This is a genomic window from Cupriavidus oxalaticus (genome assembly GCF_016894385.1).
Taxonomy (GTDB): Bacteria; Pseudomonadota; Gammaproteobacteria; order Burkholderiales; family Burkholderiaceae; genus Cupriavidus; species Cupriavidus oxalaticus.
The window spans coordinates 47036-69477 of record NZ_CP069811.1 but is presented as its reverse complement, the minus strand read 5'-3'; the positions used below and the strand labels follow the sequence as shown (position 1 = coordinate 69477).

Annotated in this window: 21 protein-coding genes; 6 read left to right on the top strand and 15 right to left on the bottom strand. The window is 68.7% G+C overall.

Features of this window, described 5'->3' with window-relative positions; translation table 11 throughout:
• The first annotated feature begins 24 nt into the window (after positions 1–24).
• Genes JTE92_RS00295 through JTE92_RS00285 form a run of 3 tightly spaced genes read left to right on the top strand, consistent with a single transcriptional unit; the run spans position 25 to position 2555 of the window.
• Positions 25–354 carry a FeoA family protein gene (locus JTE92_RS00295; protein WP_063237701.1) on the top strand — a complete coding sequence of 110 codons (330 nt, stop codon included), beginning with the start codon at positions 25–27 and terminating at the stop codon, positions 352–354.
• 13 nt (positions 355–367) lie between these two features.
• A complete protein-coding gene (gene feoB / locus JTE92_RS00290; protein ID WP_063237700.1) occupies positions 368–2227 on the top strand; it encodes a ferrous iron transport protein B in 1860 nt (619 codons plus the stop codon).
• A 13-nt stretch (positions 2228–2240) separates the two neighbouring features.
• Positions 2241–2555: a DUF6587 family protein gene (locus JTE92_RS00285; RefSeq protein ID WP_063237699.1), complete on the top strand. Its 315-nt coding sequence runs from the start codon at positions 2241–2243 to the stop codon at positions 2553–2555.
• A 433-nt stretch (positions 2556–2988) separates the two neighbouring features.
• On the opposite strand, the gene JTE92_RS00280 is transcribed toward JTE92_RS00285, so the two are convergent.
• Positions 2989–4293 (bottom strand): hypothetical protein, encoded by a 1305-nt coding sequence (locus JTE92_RS00280; RefSeq protein WP_084254479.1) that lies wholly within the window; start codon positions 4291–4293, stop codon positions 2989–2991.
• A 782-nt stretch (positions 4294–5075) separates the two neighbouring features.
• Between JTE92_RS00280 and JTE92_RS00275 the strand changes: the two genes are divergently transcribed.
• Positions 5076–5720 carry an OmpW/AlkL family protein gene (locus JTE92_RS00275; RefSeq protein ID WP_063237697.1) on the top strand — a complete coding sequence of 215 codons (645 nt, stop codon included), beginning with the start codon at positions 5076–5078 and terminating at the stop codon, positions 5718–5720.
• Positions 5721–5799: 79 nt separating this feature from the next.
• Here the strand turns inward: JTE92_RS00275 and JTE92_RS00270 are convergent, their stop codons facing one another.
• Positions 5800–7299: an AMP nucleosidase gene (locus JTE92_RS00270; protein WP_063237696.1), complete on the bottom strand. Its 1500-nt coding sequence runs from the start codon at positions 7297–7299 to the stop codon at positions 5800–5802.
• 188 nt (positions 7300–7487) lie between these two features.
• Here JTE92_RS00270 and JTE92_RS00265 point away from each other — a divergent pair, with 188 nt between their 5' ends.
• The gene (locus JTE92_RS00265; protein ID WP_063237695.1) at positions 7488–7877 is read left to right on the top strand and encodes a GNAT family N-acetyltransferase; all 390 of its coding nucleotides are present in this window, start codon (positions 7488–7490) and stop codon (positions 7875–7877) included.
• A 65-nt stretch (positions 7878–7942) separates the two neighbouring features.
• Here JTE92_RS00265 and JTE92_RS00260 read toward each other — a convergent pair whose 3' ends face one another.
• The 5 genes from JTE92_RS00260 to JTE92_RS00240 form a co-directional block, all read right to left on the bottom strand.
• Positions 7943–8695: an NADPH-dependent F420 reductase gene (locus JTE92_RS00260; RefSeq protein WP_063237694.1), complete on the bottom strand. Its 753-nt coding sequence runs from the start codon at positions 8693–8695 to the stop codon at positions 7943–7945.
• Positions 8696–8821: 126 nt separating this feature from the next.
• The gene (locus JTE92_RS00255) at positions 8822–9865 is read right to left on the bottom strand and encodes an MBL fold metallo-hydrolase (RefSeq protein ID WP_063237693.1); all 1044 of its coding nucleotides are present in this window, start codon (positions 9863–9865) and stop codon (positions 8822–8824) included.
• Positions 9866–10102: 237 nt separating this feature from the next.
• Positions 10103–11071, bottom strand: a complete 969-nt coding sequence (locus tag JTE92_RS00250) for a Bug family tripartite tricarboxylate transporter substrate binding protein (protein WP_063237692.1) — start codon at positions 11069–11071, stop codon at positions 10103–10105.
• Between the two features lie 61 nt (positions 11072–11132).
• A complete protein-coding gene (locus tag JTE92_RS00245) occupies positions 11133–11480 on the bottom strand; it encodes an AtuA-related protein (protein WP_063237788.1) in 348 nt (115 codons plus the stop codon).
• Positions 11481–11508: 28 nt separating this feature from the next.
• Complete coding sequence (locus tag JTE92_RS00240; protein WP_063237691.1) at positions 11509–12870, bottom strand: acyclic terpene utilization AtuA family protein; 1362 nt, start codon at positions 12868–12870, stop codon at positions 11509–11511.
• 114 nt (positions 12871–12984) lie between these two features.
• On the opposite strand from JTE92_RS00240, the gene JTE92_RS00235 reads away from it, so the two are divergent.
• Complete coding sequence (locus JTE92_RS00235) at positions 12985–13890, top strand: LysR family transcriptional regulator (RefSeq protein ID WP_063237690.1); 906 nt, start codon at positions 12985–12987, stop codon at positions 13888–13890.
• Positions 13891–13955: 65 nt separating this feature from the next.
• On the opposite strand, the gene JTE92_RS00230 is transcribed toward JTE92_RS00235, so the two are convergent.
• From JTE92_RS00230 to JTE92_RS00195, 8 genes are all read right to left on the bottom strand, one after another.
• The gene (locus JTE92_RS00230; RefSeq protein ID WP_063237689.1) at positions 13956–14753 is read right to left on the bottom strand and encodes an SDR family oxidoreductase; all 798 of its coding nucleotides are present in this window, start codon (positions 14751–14753) and stop codon (positions 13956–13958) included.
• Positions 14754–14785: 32 nt separating this feature from the next.
• Positions 14786–15922, bottom strand: coding sequence for an ABC transporter substrate-binding protein (locus JTE92_RS00225; protein ID WP_063237688.1), 1137 nt, complete (start codon positions 15920–15922; stop codon positions 14786–14788).
• A 298-nt stretch (positions 15923–16220) separates the two neighbouring features.
• Entirely contained in the window at positions 16221–16733 is a 513-nt protein-coding gene (locus tag JTE92_RS00220) for a hypothetical protein (protein WP_063237687.1), read from the bottom strand.
• A 227-nt stretch (positions 16734–16960) separates the two neighbouring features.
• Positions 16961–18400 carry an acetate kinase gene (locus tag JTE92_RS00215; RefSeq protein ID WP_063237686.1) on the bottom strand — a complete coding sequence of 480 codons (1440 nt, stop codon included), beginning with the start codon at positions 18398–18400 and terminating at the stop codon, positions 16961–16963.
• Positions 18401–18475: 75 nt separating this feature from the next.
• Complete coding sequence (locus JTE92_RS00210; protein WP_063237685.1) at positions 18476–19357, bottom strand: hypothetical protein; 882 nt, start codon at positions 19355–19357, stop codon at positions 18476–18478.
• Positions 19358–19367: 10 nt separating this feature from the next.
• Entirely contained in the window at positions 19368–20066 is a 699-nt protein-coding gene (locus JTE92_RS00205; protein WP_063237684.1) for a C39 family peptidase, read from the bottom strand.
• Entirely contained in the window at positions 20063–20497 is a 435-nt protein-coding gene (locus JTE92_RS00200; protein ID WP_063237683.1) for a hypothetical protein, read from the bottom strand. Before JTE92_RS00200 ends, JTE92_RS00205 begins: the two co-directional genes overlap by 4 nt.
• Before the next feature lie 183 nt (positions 20498–20680).
• Positions 20681–22204, bottom strand: a complete 1524-nt coding sequence (locus tag JTE92_RS00195) for a hypothetical protein (protein ID WP_063237682.1) — start codon at positions 22202–22204, stop codon at positions 20681–20683.
• Between the last annotated feature and the right edge of the window lie 238 nt (positions 22205–22442).

Genomic DNA, 22442 nt, shown 5'->3' with positions numbered 1-22442 from the left:
CCACGCCAACGGACTGGAAGCATGATGCGGTTGTCTGAACTTCCACGGCGCACCCCCGCCGTAGTGCAATCGGTGGACGATGCCACGCCCGGCGACCCGGTTGCGCGCCGCCTGCGAGAGCTTGGCTTTGTCCCTGGCGAGATCGTCCAGATCATCGCCTATGGGCCTTTCGGCAGGGATCCGCTGGTCGCGCAGGTCGGCTTTACGCGCTTTGCGCTGCGCCGCGTGGAAGCGGCGCGCATCGGGGTCGAGCTTGCCTGCGCCTCGCTGAGCAGCATCGCGCCCGCCGAGACGGGCGAACAGCCCGGCGCCAAGGCGTCCACACCGAACGAGCGGACCAAGCGGTGCGCCTGAGCCCTTCCGGAATATGTCTGCAGCAGCCTCCCCGAATCCTGCCCTGCGCGTCGCGCTGGTCGGCAACCCCAATTGCGGCAAGACCGCACTGTTCAACCGACTGACCGGCAGCCGGCAGAAGGTGGCCAACTACGCCGGCGTGACCGTCGAGCGCAAGGAAGGCCATTTCGTCTCGCCGGCCGGACGCCAGGTGCGCATCCTGGACCTGCCGGGCGCCTACAGCCTGCATGCGGCCAGCCTCGATGAAGCCATCACGCGCGACGTCTGCATGGGCGTGCGCGCCGGCGAGCAACGTCCCGACCTGCTGGTGTCGGTGGTGGACGCAACCAACCTGCGCCTGCACCTGCGCTTTGTGCTGGAGTTGCGCCGGCTGGGCCTGCCGATGGTGGTGGTGCTCAACATGAGCGACGCCGCCGCGCGCCGCGGCATCCGGATCGACCGTGACAAGCTGGCGGCCGCGCTGGGCGTGCCCGTGGTCAGCACCGTGGCGGTCAAGCGCGACGGCGCGGCCGCGCTGCTGGCGCTGCTCGACGGCGCCCTGCCTGCCGCGCCGCCGTCCACGCCCGAGCCGGCCAGCGATGTTGACGTGCACACTGAAGTCAACCGCCTGCTGGCTGCGGCGGTCAGCATGCCGGCGCGCACCGCCGCGCTGGACGACCGGCTCGACCGCATCGTGCTGCACCCGGTGTTCGGCTTGCTGCTGCTGGCGGTGCTGCTGTTCCTGATGTTCCAGGCGGTGTTCTCCTGGGCCGAGCCGCTGATGGACGGCATCGAGGGCGGCGTGCACTGGGCCGGCGAACTGCTCGGCACGCATATGCCCGACGGCCTGCTCAAAAGCCTGCTGGTCGACGGCCTGATCGCGGGCCTGGGCAGCGTGGTGGTGTTTTTGCCGCAGATCCTGATCCTGTTCCTGTTCATCCTCACGCTGGAAGAATCGGGCTACCTGCCGCGCGCGGCATTCCTGCTGGACCGGCTGATGATGGGCGCGGGGCTGTCCGGCCGTTCGTTCATCCCGCTGCTGTCGAGCTTTGCCTGCGCGATCCCCGGCATCATGGCCACGCGCACCATCCAGGACCCGCGCGACCGCCTTACCACCATCCTGGTGGCGCCGCTGATGACCTGTTCGGCACGGCTGCCGGTGTATGCGCTGCTGATCGGCGCCTTCATCCCCGAACGCACGGTGATGGGACTGTTCAACCTGCAGGGGCTGGTGCTGTTCGTGCTGTATGTGGCCGGCATCGTCAGCGCGCTGGCGGTGGCCTATGCGCTCAAGTTCTTCCGCCGCGACCGCACCGACCATCCGCTGCTGATGGAGCTGCCGTCGTACCGCATCCCCAACGTGCGCGACGTGGCCATCGGCCTGTGGGAGCGTGCCCGCATCTTCCTGTCGCGCGTGGGCAAGGTGATCCTGGCGCTGACCGTGCTGCTGTGGTTCCTGTCGACCTTTCCGGCGCCGCCGGAAGGCGCGACCGCGCCGGCCATCGACTACAGCTTTGCCGGCATGATCGGCCACGCGCTGCAGAAGGTGTTCGCGCCGGTGGGCTTCAACTGGCAGATCTGCATCGCGCTGGTGCCGGGCCTGGCCGCGCGCGAGGTGGCAGTGGGCGCGCTGGCGACCGTGTACGCGCTGTCTGGCAGTGAAGACGCCATGGCCGCGCAGCTGGCGCCGATGATCGCCGCGCAGTGGTCGCTGGCCACCGCGCTGGCGCTGCTGGCGTGGTTCGTGTTCGCGCCGCAGTGCATCTCCACGCTGGCGGTGATCCGCCGCGAGACCAACTCGTGGAAGGTCATGGCCGCCTCGGTCGTGTACCTGACCGGGCTGGCCTACCTGGCCGCGTTTGTCACGTATCGCGTCGCGCTGCTGTTCAGCTGACGCCATCGCCGCCATGACGCTCTACCACGCCATCGAAACGCTGCTGGTCCCGCTGATCGTGCTGGCGTGCACGGTTTCGGTGGTGGCGCGCTATGCGCCGCGCACGCGCGAGCGCGTCAAGGCCGCGCTTGCGGCGCGCCTGGGCGGCGGCGCAGCGCGCGGCTGGCGCGGCCGGCTGGTGCGCTGGCTGGCGCCACAGGCCGCCTCCGGCTGCGCCAGCGGCTGCGACGACGGCGGCTGCAACACCTGCGGATCCAACACCGCCAACGCCACTGACGCGCAGGAAAGGCCTGCAGAACAGGTCGTGCGCTTCGTGCGCAAGCGCTGAACGGCGCGTCTTTCCCCTTCTTTTCCCTCCATTCATCCTGCGGGGCTCGTTTTTTCCTTTACGCAGAAATGGGTACGGTCCACGGCTTGCGCGGAACGCGCTGGCGGCGGTTTGCGCGCACGCGTGCCGAGTCCCTGAGCGGGCTGGCGAGCGGGCGTCGCAGGCCGTGCAGGCCTGTTGCGTGGCGCGCAGAAATGGGTACGCTTTGCGTGCGAGGCATGGCTGGCGTGGGCTGCGGTGCCAGTAAAGCGCGCGGTTGCTGGAGCTGTTTGGCGGGCTCTGCTGCGGACGGACGCTGCTTGTCGTTGTCGCGCAGAAATGGGTACGCCTTGGGAGCGAGGTCGTTGCTCCCGGAACCGCTGAGGCTTGCCCCCAACGCAAAACGCCCTCCGGGATCGGAGGGCGTTTCACTTGCGCGCGGGAACGTTGCTGCTTACTTGACGGTACCGACGAAGACCAGCTGCAGCGGCGTGTTGTCGGCGATCGCCGTGCAGGTCGCGGTGATGGTGAAGTCGCCAGCGGCCGTGCCGGTGGCGCGCACCTGGTTCGGCAATGCAAACAGGCTAGGCGTCAGCGACACGGGCCCGGTGCTGTCCCATGCCCAGTCCTTGCACTCGGTGTACTGTGCATCATCGCCCAGATGCTTCATGCGCGCGGTCACCTCGATCGGCAGCGCTTGCAGCAATGTCAGCGGTTGCTGGATATCGCCGACCAGCGCCCAGGTAGGATTCTCCGTCACGGCCAGGTTGGCCGCCGAACTCACGCCCAGCCTGGTGCTCACGGCGGTCACCGTCAGCGTGCTCTGGACCGGGCCGGTGCCCTTGGCCAGGCTGGTGCTGACCGTGGCGTCGTGCGTACCCGCAGCTTCCGAAGCCGACAGCGTCGGCGAGGTGGCGGTGTAGGTCCAGGTGCCATCGAAGTCGGCCGTGACATCCTGGCCGTCGTTGCGCAGCACGCGCGAGGTGAAGTTCGCCGGGCGCGTGCTGAACACCTGCAACGCATCCACCGGCTGGCCGTTGCTCGTGGTCACCACGCGATAGGTAGCCGAGCCGTTCTTCGCGACCGTCACCACGATGACGCCGCCGATCGCGTGGCCATCCGGCGCCGTGACCGACACCGACACGTCGGCCGTCACCGCCGTGGTGGCCGAGCTGTTGCTCGCCTTCAGCGTGGCGCTGTTCTGGCTGGCCGTGACCTGGACCGCGGTGGCGCTGCTCGCCCAAGCCCAGTTGTTGACGCTGGCCGAGACGTCATTGCCATTGCTGTCGATCAGCGACACCTTGACCGGCAGCTCCTGGCCGTCGCTCATCGACAGGCTGGTATTGGGGATCGACAGGCTGTAGCTGACCGCGGAAGCCGGCACCACGGTAATGGTGGCGGTCTGCGCAGGCAGCGTGGTAGTGGTGTTGTCCGCGTTCCTGACGGTCGCGACCACCTGCACGCTGGTGGTACCGGTGGCGACGCCACGGACCACCGCATTGGCCGGCGTGGCTGCGACCGGTTCGATCGTGGCGACGCCAGTGTCGACGCTGCTCCAGGTAAACACCGTATTGCCGCTGACATCGACGCCGTTGCTGTCCACCGCCAGCGCGCTGATGGTGAGCGAACGGCCCACGCCTACCTCGCCCGAGGTCGTGCTCATCTTGACGCTGAAGGTCAGCGGCGTGGTCGCGGCAGGCGTGGCGGGCGAGCTCGAGCCACCGCCACCACCGCCGCAAGCGGCCAGCAAGAATGTCATGGCAGTGCCTGCCAACCAGGTTGCCCACGTTCTCAGTCTCATGATGTTCCCCCGTGTGTTTTTTCCCGCGCTACCAGCCTAGGCGCAACGGTGCCAGCGCAATACCGGCCAGATGACTGAGGGATAACGTACGGAACTGCGCATGACTCATTCTTTCAGCGCACACGCGACCGTCCTTTGGTCGAGGCGGACCGGCGTGACACAGCCGTTTGGCTTGCCATGTGGAAGTGGGGATGGGCGATTCGCCGACGGGCTTCGGCGCGGGCGTCGATGCGATGCCTGGTCACGGCGTCCCTGCGCGGTGGTCTCGGGCGTGAACCGGCACCTGCAGGCAGGCTTTGGCGCGGCACGGCGCCGGCCGGCAGACGACGCCGCCGCGGCCTGATGCGGCGCTCGCCGCGGCCTGATGCGGCGCTCGCCGCGGCCTGATGCGGCGCTCGCCGCGAGGGGATCCGAAGAAAACCGGTGTGCCCCGCCCCCACGGGGCACACCCGGAAAGACGCCCTTGCGGACGCCCACGACATGCCCGGTGCCACGGCGCCCGCCTTCGCGTGGAAGCTTGCGGGCGCTGATCTCCTGCACAGCGTAAGGGCTGGCACGCCGGCGCGCCACGAATGATTCCGCATGTGGTTATTCACGGAGGATTGGCACCGCAACCCCGTTGTCGCGCGATCGCGACGCCCCGCGTGTGGCGGCGGCACGACTTGTTTTGGGTCAAGGTCGGCACGGACCCGCTCGGCCAAACTGGCCGCGGCCTCTCCGCCAGACCAAGACAAAACATCATGAACAAGCTCTCTCTCCGTACCCGGTTCACCTGCTCCGCCATCGCCGCCTGCGCCATGCTCGGCGCCTTTGCCACGCCCGCCCTGGCCGCCGACGACGGCCAGGGCAACTGGATGGTGCGCCTGCGCGGCACCTATCTCGACATGAGCAAAAGCTCCGATCCCGTAGGCGGTGTGGGCGCCTCGAACCGCATCACGGTCAACAACAAGTGGATCCCCGAGCTCGACGTCACCTATTTCTTCACCCCGCACTTCGCCGCGGAGCTGGTGCTGACCGTGCCGCAGAAGCAGAACGTCTATCTCGACGGCAACAAGATCGGCACCTTCAAGCACCTGCCGCCGACGCTGCTGTTCCAGTACCACCTGATTCCGAACGGCACGTTCCGCCCGTATATCGGCGCCGGCCTGAACTTCACCCGCATCTACGGCGAGAACATTGCCAATGACACGCTGCAGCTCGACAGCTGGAGCGTGGGCCCGGCGCTGCAGATCGGCATGGACTACAAGCTGACCAGGAACTGGTTCCTGAACGCCGATATCAAGAAGATGTGGCTGCAGAGCGACGTCAAGGCCGGCAACGTCAAGGTGTCGCACGTCAGCCTGGACCCGTGGGTGTTCAGCATGGGCGTGGGGTATCGCTTCTGAGCCTGACGGCTCGCCATGCAAGAAGGCCGGCGCCATCGGGCGCCGGCCTTCTTCTTTGACGAGACAGGGCCGTTGCGGCCTAGCGGAACGCCGGCTCGTCGAAGCTGCGCAGCTTGCGCGAATGCAGCTGCTCGACGCCGTTCTCGCGCAGGATGCGAATCGCCTCCAGGCCGATGGTCATATGCTGGCTGACGCGCTGCCGGTAGAACGCATTGGCCATGCCGCGCAGCTTGAGCTCGCCGTGCAGCGGCTTGTCCGAGACGCACAGCAGCGTGCCGTAGGGCACGCGCAGCCGGAAGCCGTTGGCGGCCACCGCGGCGCTCTCCATGTCGATGGCAATGGCGCGCGACTGGTTGAAGCGCGCGTACAGCGACTTGGACTTCAGCTCCCAGTTGCGGTCGTCGGTGGAGACCACGGTGCCGGTGCGCATGCGCGTCTTCATTTCATTGCCGGACAGGCCGGTGACGCGCGCCACGGCTTCCTGCAGCGCCACCTGGATTTCGGCGATCGGCGGCACCGGCACCCAGGGCGGCAGGTCGTGGTCGAGCACGTGGTCGTCGCGCACGTAGGCGTGCGCCAGCACGTAGTCGCCCAGCTGCTGCGAGCGGCGCAGGCCGCCGCAGTGGCCGACCATCAGCCAGCAATGCGGGCGCAGCACGGCGAGATGGTCGGTCATGGTCTTGGCGTTGGACGGACCCACGCCGATATTGACCAACGTCACGCCCAGCTTGTCCTCGCGCACCAGGTGGTAGGCCGGCATCTGCGGCAGCGCGCGCGGGCGGGTCGCGTCGTCCGGCTCGGCCCCGCCGAGGTCCTGCACCACGTCGCCGGGCTCGACGAAGCGGGTGTAGCCGCCGCCGTCGCTGCTGCCGTCGCTGCTCCCCATCAGCGCACGGCCCAGCGCGACGAACTCATCGACATAGCGCTGGTAGTTGGTGAACAGCACGAAGCGCTGGAAATGCTGCGGCGCCGTGCCGGTGTAGTGGTACAGCCGCTGCAGCGCCAGGTCCACGCGCTCGGCGGGAAACAGCGATAGCGGCCAGGCCTCGCCCGGGATCGGCTCGTAGGTGCCGTTGGCGATGCCGTCGTCGATGCGGCTCAACTCGGGCAGCACGAACGAGGCCTCCAGCTCGCGCGCCTGGGTGTAGCTGATGTCGGTGGTCGAGGCCTCGATCACGAACGGCAGCGGGATCGGGCGCCGGCTCAGGCCCACGACCACCGGAACGCGGTGGTAGCGCATCAGCCGTTCGATCTGGTCGCGGTAGTAGTCCGCCAGCAGGTCGGGGCGGGTCACCGTGGTGCCGTACACGCCGGGGTAGGCCACCGTGCCCCAGGAAGGGCGGCTGTCGGTGACCATGGTCTCGATGTTGACCGAGATCCCCAGGTACGGATAGCAGGCGTGCGCGGCCGAGGGCAGCGGCTTGCCGCTGGCGAATGCATCGAAGCGCGCGCGCACCGCGCCGACCGACGCGTCGTAGATCTCGCGGATGCGCGCCAGCGCCGCATCCGCGTCAGAAAATTCGGCGAGCTGGTCGGCCGGATGGGCTGAGGAGAAGACGGGGGCATTCATGCAGGCCATGATACCCCGCCCGCGCGCTGGCGTGAGTGGCACCCCCACCCAGCCGGAAGCCAAATTGACGCGCCCGCGCCCGCTCGCTACACTCCGCCAATTGTGCGGCGCGGGTTCCCGTGCCGTTCTCGACTCGCGGCGCCCCTGGTGGCAAGGGGCGGCGAGGGGCCGTACATGCTTGACTGGGAGAGCCGCCAATGGAAATCCGTAACCTGTTGCCTGGGGACATCGAGGCAGCCAGACAACTACTGATCGCCAATGGCTGGTCCAACCGGATCGGCGGTCCCGACAAGTTCGCGCGGCTGGTGGCCAATTCCCAGCGCGTGGCGGTGGCGGTGGAAGGCGGCGAGATCGTCGGCTTCGCCCGGGCCCTGTGCGATGACGTCTCCGACGGCTTCCTGTCGATGGTTGCCGTGGCCCCGAGCCACCGCCGGCGCGGCATCGGCCGCGAGCTGGTGCGCTACGTCATGGGCAACGATCCCGATATCACCTGGGTGCTGCGCGCGGCGCGCTCTTCCGAAGCGGCGTTCTTCGGCCAGCTCGGCTTTACGCCGTCGATGGTGGCGATGGAGCGGCGCCGGCCCTGAGTCGACGTGACAGCCGGCCTGATAGCCGGCCTGCTCCGGCCCCCCTCGACTGATCCTCGCGCGCCTCACTGCGCGCCCATCTTGCGGCGGAATTCCTCGGCCGTACCGACCTGCCTGAACAGCGGCCCGCCCGGCGCAAAGCGGTCGGCGCTGGACAGCGGGCCCACCACCACAGGCTCGAAGCCCGCATCGCGCACCAGTTGCGCCGCCACGTCGAGCGCAGCCTTGTCGTCGCCCGCGATCGGCACCGCAACCAGCCCGCCTTGCCGGTGGTGCTCGCTGGCGAACTGCGCCGCCCCCATGAAGTTGAACGCGCGCACCACGCGCGCGCCGCGCAGGTAGCGCGCCGTGGTCAGGCCGATGCCGTCGCGCCTGGTCTCCTCGGCGATCGGGCCGTCGCGGTGGTCAAAGGCGTTGGTGGCGTCGAGCACGATCTTGCCCCGCCACGCCTCGGCGTGGTCGCGGCTCAGCTGCGGCAAGGCGCCATAGGGCGTGGCCAGGAACAGCACGTCGGAGAAGGCGATGGCCTCGGCCACGGTGCCGGCCCGGGCAAGCGTACCCATTTCTGCGACCATCGGCTTCAGGGCTTCGGGGTGGCGCGAGGAGAACAGCACCGGGTGTCCGGCCTTGACCCACAGCCCGCCGATGGTGCCGCCGATCTGGCCGGCGCCGATCACACCGATGGGCTGCGCCGCGGCCTTGCGGCGCGCGCTTTGCGACCGCGCGGGGCGCGGCAGGCTGGCGGCGAGCGCGGCGCAGGCGGCGGCGCCCAGCAACAGGCGCCGTTTGGGATCGAGCGGGGATGCAGGGGTTGCCATGGCGTGCCTCCGGCAAGGGACGGCGGCCCGTGCCGATCCGGCGCGGGCCCATGGCATGACTCTAGGCGAAAAACGCGGCGTGCGCGGCGTGCGCGGCGTGCGCGGCGTGCGCGGCGTGCGCCCAGGCTATCGATCCGCGCGGACCGGGCCGTACTCGGCCGGCACCCAGGTATAGCCGACGGAATCGCGGCGCACACGGCCCAGCCCGGGGAACGGCAGGTGCGCGCCGCCCACCCACAGCTTGCCCTTGGCTGCATCGGCCAGGATGCGCTTGCGCGTGATCACCACGGCGCGGCTGTCGGTATCGAACTCGATCGCCACCTGCGGACGGCGGAACTGCACCGCATGGCTGTGGATGATGTCGCCCCACAGCAGCAGGCTGTCCTTGCCCGACATGAACAGGTAGCCACTGTGGCCCGGCGTATGCCCGTACGCGGGCAGCGCGCGCACGCCAGGAATCGGCTCGGCGCCATCGCGGCCGTTGAAGGTGCGGAACCGGTTCGCCGCCTGGTATGGCGCGACCGCGGCGCGGGCCATCTCGAACAGCTCCTGTGCTGGCTTCGGCGCCGCGGTGGCATTGGCTTCGTTGAGCCAGTAGTCGGCATCGGCCTTGTCGACATGGACCGTCGCGTTGGGGAAGGCCATCTGCCCGTTCGCGGCGAGGCCGCAGGCGTGGTCGCCGTGCAGGTGGGTCAGCAGCACGGCATCGACCTGTTCGGGCGCATAGCCTGCCGCGCGCAGGTTGTCGCCGATGCGCCCAAGCGTGGGGCCGAAGCATGCCGCCGCGCCGGTATCGACCAGCACCAGGCTGCTGCCGGTATTGACGAGGTAGGCGTTGACCGCGGTCTGCATGCCCGGCGTCGACTCGGCGAACATCCGTGCCAGCAGGCTTTGCACCTCGCGCGCGCTGGTGTACTTGAGGATCTTTGGGTCGAGGTCGATGTAGCCGTCGTACAGCGCGGTGACTTCCAGCTGGCCGATCATCATGCGGTAGTAGCCCGGCGCCTGCGTCTTCTGCTGCGCCGCGGCGGCATGGGCGGTGCCGATCGTGGCCGGCAGCAGCGCGGTTGCCATCGCGGCGGCCAGCACGATGGCAGGCAGGCGCAGAGCCTGGTGCACGGCGTGCCCAGGTCGAGCGATGGCGAAGCGCGCGGCGGACTGCAGCGTCATGTCTGGCTCCTTGTTGTTGATCGTTGTCGAGGAAGACAAAGACGTATGTTAAGCCGGATGTCGACGCACCGGAAAAGCACGCAGGACGCTGAACACCGCGGCAATGCACGACACGAAAGGACACAAGAAAAGCCACGCAGAAATGGGTACGCTCCGCCAAAGCGTACCTACTTCTGCGTAAAAAACGGGGCCATGCGGCCCCGTTCTCCATTCATGCGAGCTTGCAACGGCTCGTCGTCACTCAGGCTGGATATTCGCCGCCTTGATGATGCGACCCCACTTGCCGGACTCCTGCGCCTGGAATTTCACGAGCTCGGCGGGCGTGCTGGTAAACACTTCGGTGCCTGTCGACTGGTAGAAGCTGGCCGCGGTATCGCTGCGCGCGGCCTTCACCATCATCGCGTTGAGTTTGGCCACCACCGGCTGCGGCGTACCGGCCGGCGCATACGCCGCGAACCAGTAGCTCATCTCGTAGCCCTTGACGCCGGCCTCGTCGATGGTCGGCACGTCGGGCGCCAGCGGCGAGCGTGCCTTGCCCGATACGCCCAGCGCGCGCAGCTTGCCGCTCTTGACCTGCGGCAGGCCCGTGGCGGTGTCGGTGATCATCATCTGGATCTGGTTGCCGAGCAGGTCGGTGATCGCCAGCGGATTGCTCTTGTACGGCACGTGCAGCAGCTCGACATGCGCCATCTGCTGGAACAGCTCGCCGGCAATGCGCGACGACGAGCTGCCGCTGCCGAAGCTGAGCTTGCCCGGTTGCTTCTTTGCCAGTGCGATGAACTCGCCCACGGTCCTGGCCGGCACTTGCGGGTTGACCACCATGATCTGGCCGCCGCGGCCGAGCGCGGTCACCGGCGCATAGTCCTTGACCGGGTCGTAGGGCAGCTTCTTGAACAGGTGCTCGTTGGCGGCATGCGTGGTGTTGGTGCTGATCAGCACGGTGTAGCCGTCGGGCGCGGCCTTGGCGACGTCAGACGCGGCGATAAAGCCGTTGGCGCCGGGCTTGTTGTCGACCACCACGGTGACCTTGCTGTCCAGCGTGATGGCCTGGCCGATGGCACGCGCGAGCTGGTCGGTGGCGCTGCCGGCGGCGAACGGCACCACGAATCGGATCGGCTTGTCGGGGAATTCGGCCCACGCCTGCCCGGCGGGCAGGACCAGTGCGCACAGCGCGGCGGCGGCCAGTGGCTTGCGGAATCGGTGCATCGTTGTCTCCTGTCGGAATCGTTGTTGGTGCGCGTTGCTGGCGCGCGTTGTTGGCGCGGATTCAGGGGGTAGCCGGCGCCAGCCGCGGCGGCAGCGGGATCTGCAGCTGCAGCAGGCGGAACGACAGCGCCTTGCCGTGGGTGTCGAGGTTGAGCGCGTCATTGACGCCGCCGTCGAGCACGCCGTCGATGACGAAGTTCATGGCGTGCAGCGACGGCACCAGGTAGCGCGTGACGGCGCCGGGCCGGCGCTCGCTGAACAGCGCGCGCACGGCGTCCTCGGTGACGTGGGCAACCAGGTGCTCGTAGTCGCGCGCATCGTAGGCGATCACGCTGATGTTGGAACGGTCGCCCTTGTCGCCGGTGCGGCCGTGGGCGAACTGGTAGAGCGCGGCGTTGGCATCAGTCATGGCATGGATCGTGGTCATGGCGTCGTCCTCAGGCGATGAAGCGATGTGTGGCGGTGATGGCTTCGCGCGGCACCAGGCACGACACCGCGTTCAGGCGCGCGCGCTGTCCCGTGCGCACGCCGCCGCCGCCGGCGGGGCCGCAGGTGTAGAGCGCGTTGACCTCGCGCAGCAGTGCCTGCGCCACCGCGGCATCGTCATGCGCCAGCGCGGCGCGCAGGCGTACGTCCTGGGCCTCGGCCTCATTCGGCTGGCGCCGGGCGAGCATCGCGCCAGCGTCGTCAGCCAGGACGCTGAGCACGCCGATCAGGTCGAAGCGGATCGGCGTGTCATGGCCCAGCAGTTGCATGCGCCGGCGCAGGATGTCGGCCGCCAGGCGCGCGCGCGCGGCGGCGTTCGGGCCGGCATAGGAGATCTCGCCTTCGGCCAGCCAGCCGCCGTGGCTGAACACATTGGCCTTGAGCTGCGCCGGACGTGCGTGGCCGCGCACGTTGCGCACCGCCACGCGGTCGGGGCCCATCTGCGTGACGGTGACGGCGCTGATGTCGGCCACTACGTCAGGCGTCAGGTATGCGGCCGGATCGTGGACTTCGTACAGCAATTGCTCCTTGACCGTGCGCAGGTCGACGCAGCCGCCGGTATTGGCTGCCTTGAAGATCTCGATGCTGCCGTCTTCGGCGAGCTGCGCGATCGGGAAACCCAGCGCGTGGACCTCGGGTACGTCCTTCATGCCGGGATCGGCAAAGTAGCCGCCGGTGACCTGGGCCCCGCATTCGAGCAGATGGCCGGCCATGGTGGCGGCGGCGAGCCGGTCCCAGTTGTCCCACCGCCAGCCGTGATGCGCCATCGCCGGTCCCACCGCCAGCGCCGGGTCGGCAACGCGGCCGCACACCACCACCTGTGCGCCCTCGGCCAGCGCCGCGGCGATGCCTTGTGCGCCGATATAGGCATTGGCGCAGACAAAGCGGTCGGCGTCGAAGGCGTCGCCAAGGATGCCCTGCAGCAGCGCGCGGCCGGCGTCGTGCGAGAGATCGTCGCCTTCCACCACCGCCACGCGCGGCGCCGGCAGGCCGAGTTCGGCTGCGAGCTGCAGCACGCGCCGCGCCGCCGCATGCGGATTGGCCGCGCCGAAATTGCCGACGATGGGAATGCCATGCTGCAGGCACAGGCCGAGCACCGGCGCCAGCAGCGCGTCGAGCAGGGGTTCGTAGCCGTGCGCGGGATCGTTGCGCCGCGCCAGCTGCGCCAGCGCCAGCGTGCGTTCGGCCAGTGTCTCGAAGATCAGCGCCGCGGGCTGGCCGGCGGCGATCAGCGTGCGCACCACCGGCAACGCGGCGTCGGTACGGTCGCCGGAGAAGCCGGCGCCGGAGCCGATGAGCAAGGGAGCAGTCATGGTCGAAGGCAGGTTGTTGGCTGGGTCGAAGCCATTCTAGGCCGCACCCGTCCAGCCAAAAAACGGATTATTTGGATTAATCTATCGACTTGCTGGATAAGTACGGACCCCTCGATGAACCTGTCGGTCAAGCACCTGCGCGCCTTCGTGGCGCTGGCGACCTACCGCAACTTCACCCGCGCGGCGCGCGCCTGCCACCTGTCGCAGTCGGCCTTCAGCGCACTGGTGCAGACGCTGGAGGAGCAGGCGGGCAGCCGCCTGTTCGAGCGCACCACGCGCCACGTGGAGCTGAGCACCGATGGCGTGCGCTTCGAGCAGACCGCGCGCCGGCTGCTGGCGGATTTCGAAGCGGCGTTCGAAGACCTGCGCGCGCACGCCGAGCGGCGCAAGGGCCGCGTGTCGATCGCCGCGCTGCCGTCGCTGGCGGCGGGCGACCTGCCGCCGCTGCTGGCACAGTTCCGCGCACGCTACCCGGGCATCGTGCTGGAACTGTTCGACCAGCTCGCCGACGGCTGCATCGAACTGGTCCGACAGGGCCGTGCCGACTTTGCGCTGGCACCGGCGCCCGCGCAGGACGACGACCTGCGCGTCGAGCCGCTGGTGCGCGACACGTTCCACCTGGTCTGCCCGGCCGGCCATCCGCTCGCGCGCAAGCGCCGCATCGCGCCGCAAGCCCTGGCAGGCGAGCCGTTTATCCAGCTGTCGCGCACGACCAGCGTGCGCCAGCATCTCGACGCGGCGCTGCACCCGTTGCGGCTGCACAGCGTGATGGAGGTGGAGCACCTGGCAACCGTGGCGGCGCTGGTGCAGGCGGGACTCGGCATCAGCGCGGTGCCGTCGCTGGCGCTGTTCCAGTTCCGGCGCGAGGGCCTGGCGATCCGGCCGCTGCAGCTGCCGTCACTGGTGCGCGATATCTGCCTGGTGCGGATGAAGGACCGCGGCGACTCCGCGGCCGCCGCGGCGATGATCGAAAGCCTGCAGGCGTTCTACCGCGGCGGCAAGGCGCCGGCGCGGCGCTGAAATTCGGCCACCGCCGTCACCGGAATGGCACGCAGAATTGGGTACGCTTTGCCGTTGGCGACGGGTCAGAAGTGGCCGAGGTAGCCGCCGTCGACCGCTAGCACGTGCCCGGTGATATACGACGCCGCCGGCGATGCCAGGAATACCGCCGCGCCCGCGATCTCTTCCGGGCGGCCCCAGCGGCCCAGCGAGGTGCGCTGGCGCAGCCACTCGGCCACGCTCTTGTCGTCGACCATCGGCTGGTTCGGTTCGGTGGCGAAGTAGCCGGGCGCGATCGCGTTGACGGTGACGCCGAAGCGGCCCAGGTCCGCGGCCAGCGCGCGCGTCAGCGCATCCAGACCCCCTTTGGTGGCGGGATAGAGCACGTCGCCCGCGCGCGCGACCTGGCCCGCGATCGAGCTGACGTTGACGATGCGGCCGTACTGCCCGCGCTGCATCCGTTGCGCGGCGTGGCGGCACAGCGTGTAGGGCGCGACCAGGTTGGTCTCGAGCATCGCGCGCAGGTCGCCGGCATCGAGATGCGCCATCGAGCTGCGGTTGCGCGCGCCGGCGTTGTTGACCAGGATGTCGAGCCGGCCGTGGGCGGCATCGATCCGCGCGAACGCCGCCTCGACCGCGGCTTCATCGGTGATGTCCAGCACCAGCGCCTCGGCGCTGCCGCCGCGCGCGGCCAGCGTGGCGACCGCGTCATGCACGCGTGCCTCGCTGCGCGCCACCACCAGCACGTGCGCTCCGGCATCGGCCAGCCCGGCGGCAATCGCCAGGCCCAGGCCCTGCGCGCCGCCGGTCACCAGCGCGACGCGGCCATGCAAAGAGAACGGGGTACGCGCGGCGGCGTCGGGAGATGAGGTAGGAGTAGCCATGCGGGCGAATATACCGCAGCGGGCCGCCCCGCTCAGCGGATCAGCTTGCCGGTGGAAGAGACGATCGACATCTCGACGAACGACGAGCCGGTATGGCGCGACGGACTGTAGCTGATCAGGATGCCGCCGAGGTCGTAGTCGCGCAGGCCTTCGAGTGCGCTGACCAGGCGCTCGCGCGTCGGCTCGGGCCCGGCGCGGCGCAGGCCTTCCACCAGCACCTTGGCCGACATGAAGCCTTCCATGCCGGCGTTGGACGGCTCCACGCCCTGCTGCCGGGCCTGGCTGCGGTATTCGCTGGCCAGCGTCATCTGGCTGGAGTTGGTGCCCGGCACCACCTGCGTGATGATGAGCCCGCGCGCATCGTCGCCCAGCTCGCGGATAAAGGAATCGGCGGCGTTGTTAGACAGCGTGACGAACTGCGCCTGGCTGCCGGCGCGGCGCAGCTCGCGGATGATGCGCGCGGCTTCCGAGCCCGAGCCGATCACCAGCACCGCCTGCGGGTTGGCCTTGTTCATGGCGGCGACGCCCTGGCTGATGTCGCCCATCGGCCGCGCGAAGCTGACGGTGGCCGCCGGCTGCACGCCGCGCGCCTGCAGCGCGGCGGTATAGCCTTCGAGCACGTCCAGACCGAAGCCGTCGGTGGTATGGAAGATGCCGATCCGGCTCATGCCGGTGGTGGCCAGGTGGTTGATCGCGCGCGCGACTTCATCCTGGTACTTGGCGCGCACGTTGAACACGTAGCGGTTCACCGGCCGGTGCAGCGTGATCGCGCCGGTCAGCGGCGCCACCAGCGGCACCTTGTGCTCGGCGACCAGCGGCAGGATGCTCTCGTTCTGCGGCGTGCCGCGCACCATGAACAGCGCGAACACCTTGTCTTCGTCGAGCAGCTTGCGCACATTGTCCGGCGTGCGCTTGGCATCGAAGCCGTCGTCGTAGGTGACCAGCTCGATGCGCCGTCCCGCCACGCCGCCGCTGGCATTGACCGCGCGCAGGTACACCTGCGCACCGGCGATCTGTTCCTTGACCGAACCGGCGACCGGGCCGGTGACGCCGGCCGACTGGCCGATGCGGATGGTGTTGCGGGTCACGCCCGGTTCCGCCTGCGCCGTTTGCGCGGCCCAACCCAGCGTGGCGGCCAGCACGCCGCACGCGATCCATTTCGCCTTCATGATTGACCCCTCTCGTATGTCGTTCTTCTGTTGCGCGGTGGCGCGGTGGCGCGGTGGCGCGTGTCGCGCACTGCGCACGGCAATGGCCATGCGCCGTTGCGAAAATTACCGCATGCGTCAGGTCAGGGCAAACAGGAGATGGAGGGGTGTTGCAGCGGCATCACACCGGACCCGGAGGGCGGTTCCGGTGTGGCCAGCTACGCGCTAAGAGATGCGCGTGAAGGCGCGCCGCGCGGGCGCGCGCGAGAGACTGCGGATGGCCTTTGCCGTCACGACGGCAAGGCTGGCTGCGGACGGGTCAGGGGAAGGCTGGCACCGCCGGATCGAGACCGGCGAAACGGGCTTCCGGGTGCGCGTTCTGCAGCAGCGTTTCGATTTCCTCGACGCGGCCGCGCGGCACATCGACCATCAGCAGGATCTTGCCCGCCTCGATGTCCTTCTCGAACGCGCGCAGGCGGCTGTTGGGCGCCGAGCTGCCGATCATGCTCGCGGCCCATGCGCCGAACACCGCGCCGAGCACCGCCAGCACCCCGACCAGGCCCCACTGCGGCGTATCGCTGACGATCGGGAACATCGCCACCACCGCGCCGGCCACCACGCCCACGCCGCCGCCGACCACCAGGCCCATTTCCGCCGCATGGACGATGTCGGAGGTCTGGAACAGGTTGGCCTCATGCAGGCCCGTCATGTCTTCGCCGTCGCGCGCCACGAAGTGGATGCGGCGGTTCTCGACGCGGGCGAGCAGCAGGTCGTCCATGGTGCGGCGGGCGCTCGCCAGGTCGGGCAACAACCAGAAGATGCGTTTGCGCATGTCTCTCTCCTTGTTCAGGCCGCGCCGATGGTGTGGGTAGACCGGGTGAGAAAGTACCGCTGACGGCGCGGGGTTATTTCGTTGTACGCCGTTCGGGGGGCAAGCGCAAGGCAACTGCCGGGGCGCTCCGCAAGCATGCGCACATGTGACGCGCACGCGTGCCCTGCCGCTGCAAGGCACGCGTCACGTGAGTCAGAAATGCCGGGAAAAGCGCGGCGAAAGCCGCCTCAGAAAGTGATCGGCAGGCGCAGGTTCACCTGCAGGTCGGGTGTGTCGCGCGTCAGGCCCGCACCCACCGACAGGTTCAGCGTGTAGCGGTCGTTGAAGCGGTACGAGTAGCCCACCAGCAGCGTACCCTGCGTGATGCGCACCGAGCCGGGCACGGTCTGTCCGTTCTGCTTGGTCGGCCAGATGATGGCCTGGTCATAGCCGATACTGAACGAGGCCTTCTCGTTGAGCGACAGGCCCATGCCGAAGCTGAACTCGAAGATATCGCCCGGGGCGATCTTGCCCAGGTCCTCCTTCTCGCCGTTGAGCACCGTGCGGCTGACGTTGTTGCGCGCAAAGTTGTGCAGATAGCTGAAGGTGCCGAAGAACACCGCCGGATCGGTCGGCAGCAGCCAGGTGATACCGGGCTGGAGCGCCTGGAAGCCGGTGCCGGTCGGCAGCCCGAGCGGCAGGCCGGTGCCGGTGGTATTGCCCACGCAGCGCGTCACGCAATCGGTCACGACTTCGAACGGATCCTTGCCGGTGGCCGACTTGTAGCGCAGCCAGCCGACGAAATACGGCATCTTCTCGTTGCCGTAGTTGAGCTGGTAGCGCACGGTCGCCTCGACGTCGCCCAGGCCGGCGCCGCTGGCATTGAACACATTGTCGACGGCGGTGCCGGTGAAGACTTCGCGGCTGATGGTCGAGCCTGAAGTCTTCACATAAGGCACCTTGGCTTCGACTTCCAGCCGCTTGGTCACGCCATAGCGCAGCGCGATCGAGGGGATGTAGGTCGAGGTCTTGACCTCGCGCACGTCGAGCAGGCCGATCAGGATCGCGGGAATCACCGTGTAGCCGACCAGTGCCACGCGGTTGTTGGACGAGTAGCCGTACTGGAAGCCAGGCTCGACCACCAGCTTGCCCTGCGCGGTCAGCACGCCGGGCTGGTCGATGATCGGCGCGATCTCGGGCGGCCGGGTCTCGCGCTCGGGCGGACGGCCCACGGGTTCTTCCACGGCCACGGTCTGCGGATTGGCGGACTCGCCCGCCTGCGGGCCCTGCGCGACATCCTGTGGCGGCTGCAGCGTGATCTGCTGCGGGTTGTTGACCGCGTTGGGCGCACTTTGCGCCGCGCTGGCTGCCGCGGCGGCGGTGGCGGCATTGGTGGCGGTATTGGCCGGCGACACGCCGCCGCCGACACCCTGGCCGCCGCGCTTGGTGGCCAGCACTTCATTGCTGATGACGCTGCGCAGCTCGCGGATGACTGCCTCTTGTTCGGCCAGGGCCCGCTTCATGGCGTCGAGCTGGCTGGCCTGATCGGCGAGTTCCCTTTGCAGCGTTTCCAGACCCGCTGCGGGGACTCCCGCATCGGTCGGCGTCTGCGCCTGTGCCAGGCCGCCGAGCAACAGCAACGTCGAGCATCCGGCATTCCGGATGCCCTGCATCGACCGCTTCTTCATCACGTCTTCCTCCCCCGGGACGGGCGGGCTGTTGTCAGGAGCCCGCAACCTGTACTGCCCTCTGCTTCGCTACGGTTACCTCATGCTGGCGGCCCGAATCAGCGCGTCATGCAGCGCTGTGTTGGCCAATTGCGACCGGAAAGCCTGCAGCGTATTCACGCCTGCGTCGATTGTCATCAGGCTCCGGATGCTCTGGTTGTCCATGCTGTTCTGGATCACCGTCGCGGGCGTGCCCGCCAGCGATCCCACCGCGGCCGAATTGCCAGGGCCGTTCTGGATCACGTTCAGCAAGCCGTTGGTCACCACCTGGCCCACGCCGGTCGTCACCACGGTAGCGGGCAGGCCGGCCGCGCCCGCGGCACCGCCTGCACTGGCGCTGCCGCCATTGGCCGCAGCCGACGTGGCCGAGCCAGCCCCGGCCGCACCGCCGGTCGACGCCGCGGCGCCGGCGCTGCCGGCCGACCCGCTCGCGTCTCCCGGAGTGCCGCCCGTGAGGCCCGCCAGCGCGCTATTGACCGCAGTGTTGGTGGCAGCAACGATGGCGGGGCCCAGCGTCGTCGCCAGGCGCGCCGCCTGGTCCGCGGTGATGCGTCCGACGTCCGGGATGTTAATGCTGGTTGCGACGACCAGGGCCCCGTTGATGTACACCGCGCGTTCGATACCGAACGAAACCTGCAGGCCCGGCATCTCGAAGCCGCCCCGCATCTCGTCGAGCTTGTCATGTGCGACCGGTTTCCAGCCGGCCATGCTGCCGCGCGCGGCAGCCACGGGTGTAGGGTCCCGGTCGCGGGCAGAAGCCGCCTGCGACGGCAGCGCCGACGGGTCGAGGCCGTCGGGCTGGGGTAGCGAACCGGCATGCGCCACGCCGGCACAGGCCAGACCCGCACCAAGCAGCATCGCGGCCGCCGCCGTGGCGGTGCGAGGCGCTGCAGGGGTCGGGAAGGAAGTCTGCAACATGATGCATTCCTCAGAAGTCGCCAACGCCATGCTTGGGCATGACGGTAAAGAACAGGCTATCCCGGTTGACTCCCATCCAGTAAGGGCCGCTCGGCGCGAGGCGCCAGTCCGCGGCCAGGTTGAAGCGCGCATTGTCCGTGCGGTTGTGGATCACGAACAACAGCTGGCTCTGCCAGATCTTCTCGAAGCGCTCGCGTGAGATGGCACGGGTTCCCCGCGCGGGATCGCCGACCAGCACGCGGTTGCCTTTCACACCCTTGACCACCACGAAATGGTGGTAACCGTCTTCCACGATCAGCACGATGGCCGGGATCTGCGTTTCCTCGAGCTTGGACAGCGGCAGCTCGTAGCCGTCCGCCTCATAGCCGAGCGCTGCCAGGAAGCGCTTCATGTCCAGCAGCGAGAACCCCTCGGCGCGGATCTTTGCCTGGTCGCCGTTGAGGTACATGTTCTGGAACACGGTGGCCTCGTTCATCGGATGGCCGTACTGGTAGGTCAGTAGCGTGGCCACCGCGGCGGAGCCGCAGCTGAAGTCGTATTGCTGCCGGATCGTGGATTTGAAGCGTGCTTCGCGAACGCTGGTGACCCTGACACTGTAGGGTTCGCCGACCGGACCGTAGAGATAGACATCCGCGGCATTGGCGCACGGAATGGCCCCCGCGGCCAGCACGAACGGTACAGACGCCAACAGGTTGCGCAGCAGCTTCATGGTCTGAACTGGACGTTGACGATCGTTGCGTTCTGGATCAACACGTTGTTGCCCGAGTTCTGGATCGCGGTGGGTATCCCGGCCGCGTTCGCGAAGGCTCCTTCGGTGATCCGGTTTGCGCCGGACACCACGTTCCACGCGGCGTTCTCGGCGACCGTGCCGTGCAGGCGCATATCGTTCACGGTGACTTCCGAGCCACCGCGGATATCGTCTAGTTTAGACACGGGTACGGCTTTCGCCACCCCGCCAAACAAACTATTGACTGCGGCGGGCTGCGCTGTGTCTGCCGCCGCCTCCTGAGTGCTTGCCGCGGCACTGCGCGCGGCAGCCATGGCAGCTTCCAGCCCTGGCGGCTCCGCGCGAGCCTGCAGCGCTGGCCAGGCCAGCAGGACCGTCGCGAGTGCCCCGACGGCAAAGCGGACCGATTGCATGGTGTCATCCTCCCCTGCCCCGTGCGCGCCCCCATCCGGGCGGCAGCGAAGACATTTAGGCTGCGTACGCATGACAGGGGCCGGGCGCCCGCACACAGGATGCGGCGCCGGTCCTGTCGGCAAGATATCGAAGTGCCGGCCCGTCCCGGGCACAAGGCTCCGGACGGGCCGATGCTGCGCGCCTTACCTGGCGTTGACGTTGGCCTGCACGTTCACGCTCATCTGCGTCAGCGAGGCGGCGCCGCTGTTCTGGCTCGCCATCATGACGCCCGCCGCGGACTGACCGACGCTGGTCATCAGGTTGGACATGTCGAACGTGCCCGCATTGACCATGACGTAGCCGCCGGCGCCGCCAGTGCCGCCGTTGCCGATCCCGCCGGCACCACCGGTACCGCCGGTACCACCGCTTGCCGCACCGCCAGCGCCACCGGCACCGCCTGCGCCGCCGCTGCCCGTGGTGGCGCTGCCGTTCGAGGCTTGCGTGCTCGCCGCGCCTGCGGTGGCAGCACCGCCAGCGCCACCGGCGCCGCCGCTGGCAGTCTGCGTGCCGCCTGCACCGCCAGTGCCCGTGCCCGAGCCAGCCGTTGCCGCCGAGCCCGCGCTGCTCGAACCACCGGCACCACCAGTGCCGCTGCCAGCACCACCGGTCGCGGTAGCAGTGGCAGTGCCCGCACCGCCCGTCCCACCGGCAGCGCCCGCGGCACCGCCCGTGCCAGAACCAGCACCAGCCGTGTTGGTCCCGGTCGCGCCTGCGCCGGCACCCGCACCGCCTGCACCGCCCGCGTCACCACCGGGACCGTTGGCGTTGCCACCCGAACCGCCCGAGCCGCCGGCCGCAGCGGCAATACCGCCCAGGGCACCGCTGGCACCCAAGGCATCACCGCCGATCGCGCCGGCGCTGCCGCCGCGCCCGCCGGCGCCGAGCGAGGCGCTCAGAGCGCCGCCGCCCTTGCCGTAGGCGTCGCCGCCGCTGCCGCCCTTGCTGCCCGCCGCGCTAAGCGCGCTGCCGCCCTTGCCGTAGCCGTCGCCGCCATTGGCACCCCAGTTCGAGGCCTTGCCACCGTCGCCGCCATCGCCGCCGATAGCCTTGCCGCTGCTGGCGTAGCCGGCGCTGGCGCTGCCGTTGGTTGCCGTGGCGTCGCCACCGACTGCGCCCTCAGCCCCGTTTCCGCCGGTGCCGCCGAAACCACCCAAACCGGTGCCACCCTTGCCACCCTTGCCACCGTAGCCGTTGCCGCCATTGGTGTTGCCGGAGTTCGAGGCATAGTTGCCGATGTTGTGGACATAGTTGCCGCTCACCGTGCCGCTCAGCTTGCTCACCGCGATGGCGGTGGTCTTGTTGAAGGCGTCGGAGATGCTGGACGATGCGGCCCCGCCAACGGCAGCGGCGCTGCCGACACCGGCAGCCACGGCCTTCAGGTGGTTGTCGGAATTGGTCTTGGTCTTGTTGTTCGAATTCGTCTTCGACTTGTCGACCGTGACCGTGGTGCTCTTGCTGTGCGAGCTGCTGTCAGTGCTGTTGTCGTTCTTCTGGACCGCCACGGAGAATTCATTGGCATTTGCCCCGCTCCCGCTCTGCTGGGAGTTGGCCGTCGCCGTCTGGTTGTTGTCACCATCCCAGACCTTGTCGTTGTTGTTGACCGGATTTGCCCATGCATGACCACCGAAGGCGAGGGCGATGGCCGACGCAAGTAGTGTCTTTTTCATATCGATGCTCCCAGGAGTATTCACAGTGTCACTGCGGCTCAGCCTCCGGCCGGCGCTCAAGTCCGGAACGACGGCTGGAGGTTCAGGTCCGGCAACTGCCAAACCGACCAGCCCTAGCGCATAATCGGTGCCAGCTTCGCCACGTGAGACGGCAAACCCTTGTAATACAAGGCCTGCCCGGTGGCAGCCGCGGAACTTTCTGGCCGCTTGCGCCATCGCTGCGCCCTCGCCCGCTGTG

Excerpts from the sequence above, each read along its gene's own strand:
- JTE92_RS00295 (WP_063237701.1), top strand. The coding sequence starts at position 25 with ATGCGGTTGTCTGAACTTCCACGGCGCACCCCCGCCGTAGTGCAATCG.
- feoB (WP_063237700.1), top strand. The coding sequence starts at position 368 with ATGTCTGCAGCAGCCTCCCCGAATCCTGCCCTGCGCGTCGCGCTGGTC.
- JTE92_RS00285 (WP_063237699.1), top strand. The coding sequence starts at position 2,241 with ATGACGCTCTACCACGCCATCGAAACGCTGCTGGTCCCGCTGATCGTG.
- JTE92_RS00280 (WP_084254479.1), bottom strand. The coding sequence starts at position 4,293 with ATGACATTCTTGCTGGCCGCTTGCGGCGGTGGTGGCGGTGGCTCGAGC.
- JTE92_RS00275 (WP_063237697.1), top strand. The coding sequence starts at position 5,076 with ATGAACAAGCTCTCTCTCCGTACCCGGTTCACCTGCTCCGCCATCGCC.
- JTE92_RS00270 (WP_063237696.1), bottom strand. The coding sequence starts at position 7,299 with ATGGCCTGCATGAATGCCCCCGTCTTCTCCTCAGCCCATCCGGCCGAC.
- JTE92_RS00265 (WP_063237695.1), top strand. The coding sequence starts at position 7,488 with ATGGAAATCCGTAACCTGTTGCCTGGGGACATCGAGGCAGCCAGACAA.
- JTE92_RS00260 (WP_063237694.1), bottom strand. The coding sequence starts at position 8,695 with ATGGCAACCCCTGCATCCCCGCTCGATCCCAAACGGCGCCTGTTGCTG.
- JTE92_RS00255 (WP_063237693.1), bottom strand. The coding sequence starts at position 9,865 with ATGACGCTGCAGTCCGCCGCGCGCTTCGCCATCGCTCGACCTGGGCAC.
- JTE92_RS00250 (WP_063237692.1), bottom strand. The coding sequence starts at position 11,071 with ATGCACCGATTCCGCAAGCCACTGGCCGCCGCCGCGCTGTGCGCACTG.
- JTE92_RS00245 (WP_063237788.1), bottom strand. The coding sequence starts at position 11,480 with ATGACTGATGCCAACGCCGCGCTCTACCAGTTCGCCCACGGCCGCACC.
- JTE92_RS00240 (WP_063237691.1), bottom strand. The coding sequence starts at position 12,870 with ATGACTGCTCCCTTGCTCATCGGCTCCGGCGCCGGCTTCTCCGGCGAC.
- JTE92_RS00235 (WP_063237690.1), top strand. The coding sequence starts at position 12,985 with ATGAACCTGTCGGTCAAGCACCTGCGCGCCTTCGTGGCGCTGGCGACC.
- JTE92_RS00230 (WP_063237689.1), bottom strand. The coding sequence starts at position 14,753 with ATGGCTACTCCTACCTCATCTCCCGACGCCGCCGCGCGTACCCCGTTC.
- JTE92_RS00225 (WP_063237688.1), bottom strand. The coding sequence starts at position 15,922 with ATGAAGGCGAAATGGATCGCGTGCGGCGTGCTGGCCGCCACGCTGGGT.
- JTE92_RS00220 (WP_063237687.1), bottom strand. The coding sequence starts at position 16,733 with ATGCGCAAACGCATCTTCTGGTTGTTGCCCGACCTGGCGAGCGCCCGC.
- JTE92_RS00215 (WP_063237686.1), bottom strand. The coding sequence starts at position 18,400 with ATGAAGAAGCGGTCGATGCAGGGCATCCGGAATGCCGGATGCTCGACG.
- JTE92_RS00210 (WP_063237685.1), bottom strand. The coding sequence starts at position 19,357 with ATGTTGCAGACTTCCTTCCCGACCCCTGCAGCGCCTCGCACCGCCACG.
- JTE92_RS00205 (WP_063237684.1), bottom strand. The coding sequence starts at position 20,066 with ATGAAGCTGCTGCGCAACCTGTTGGCGTCTGTACCGTTCGTGCTGGCC.
- JTE92_RS00200 (WP_063237683.1), bottom strand. The coding sequence starts at position 20,497 with ATGCAATCGGTCCGCTTTGCCGTCGGGGCACTCGCGACGGTCCTGCTG.
- JTE92_RS00195 (WP_063237682.1), bottom strand. The coding sequence starts at position 22,204 with ATGAAAAAGACACTACTTGCGTCGGCCATCGCCCTCGCCTTCGGTGGT.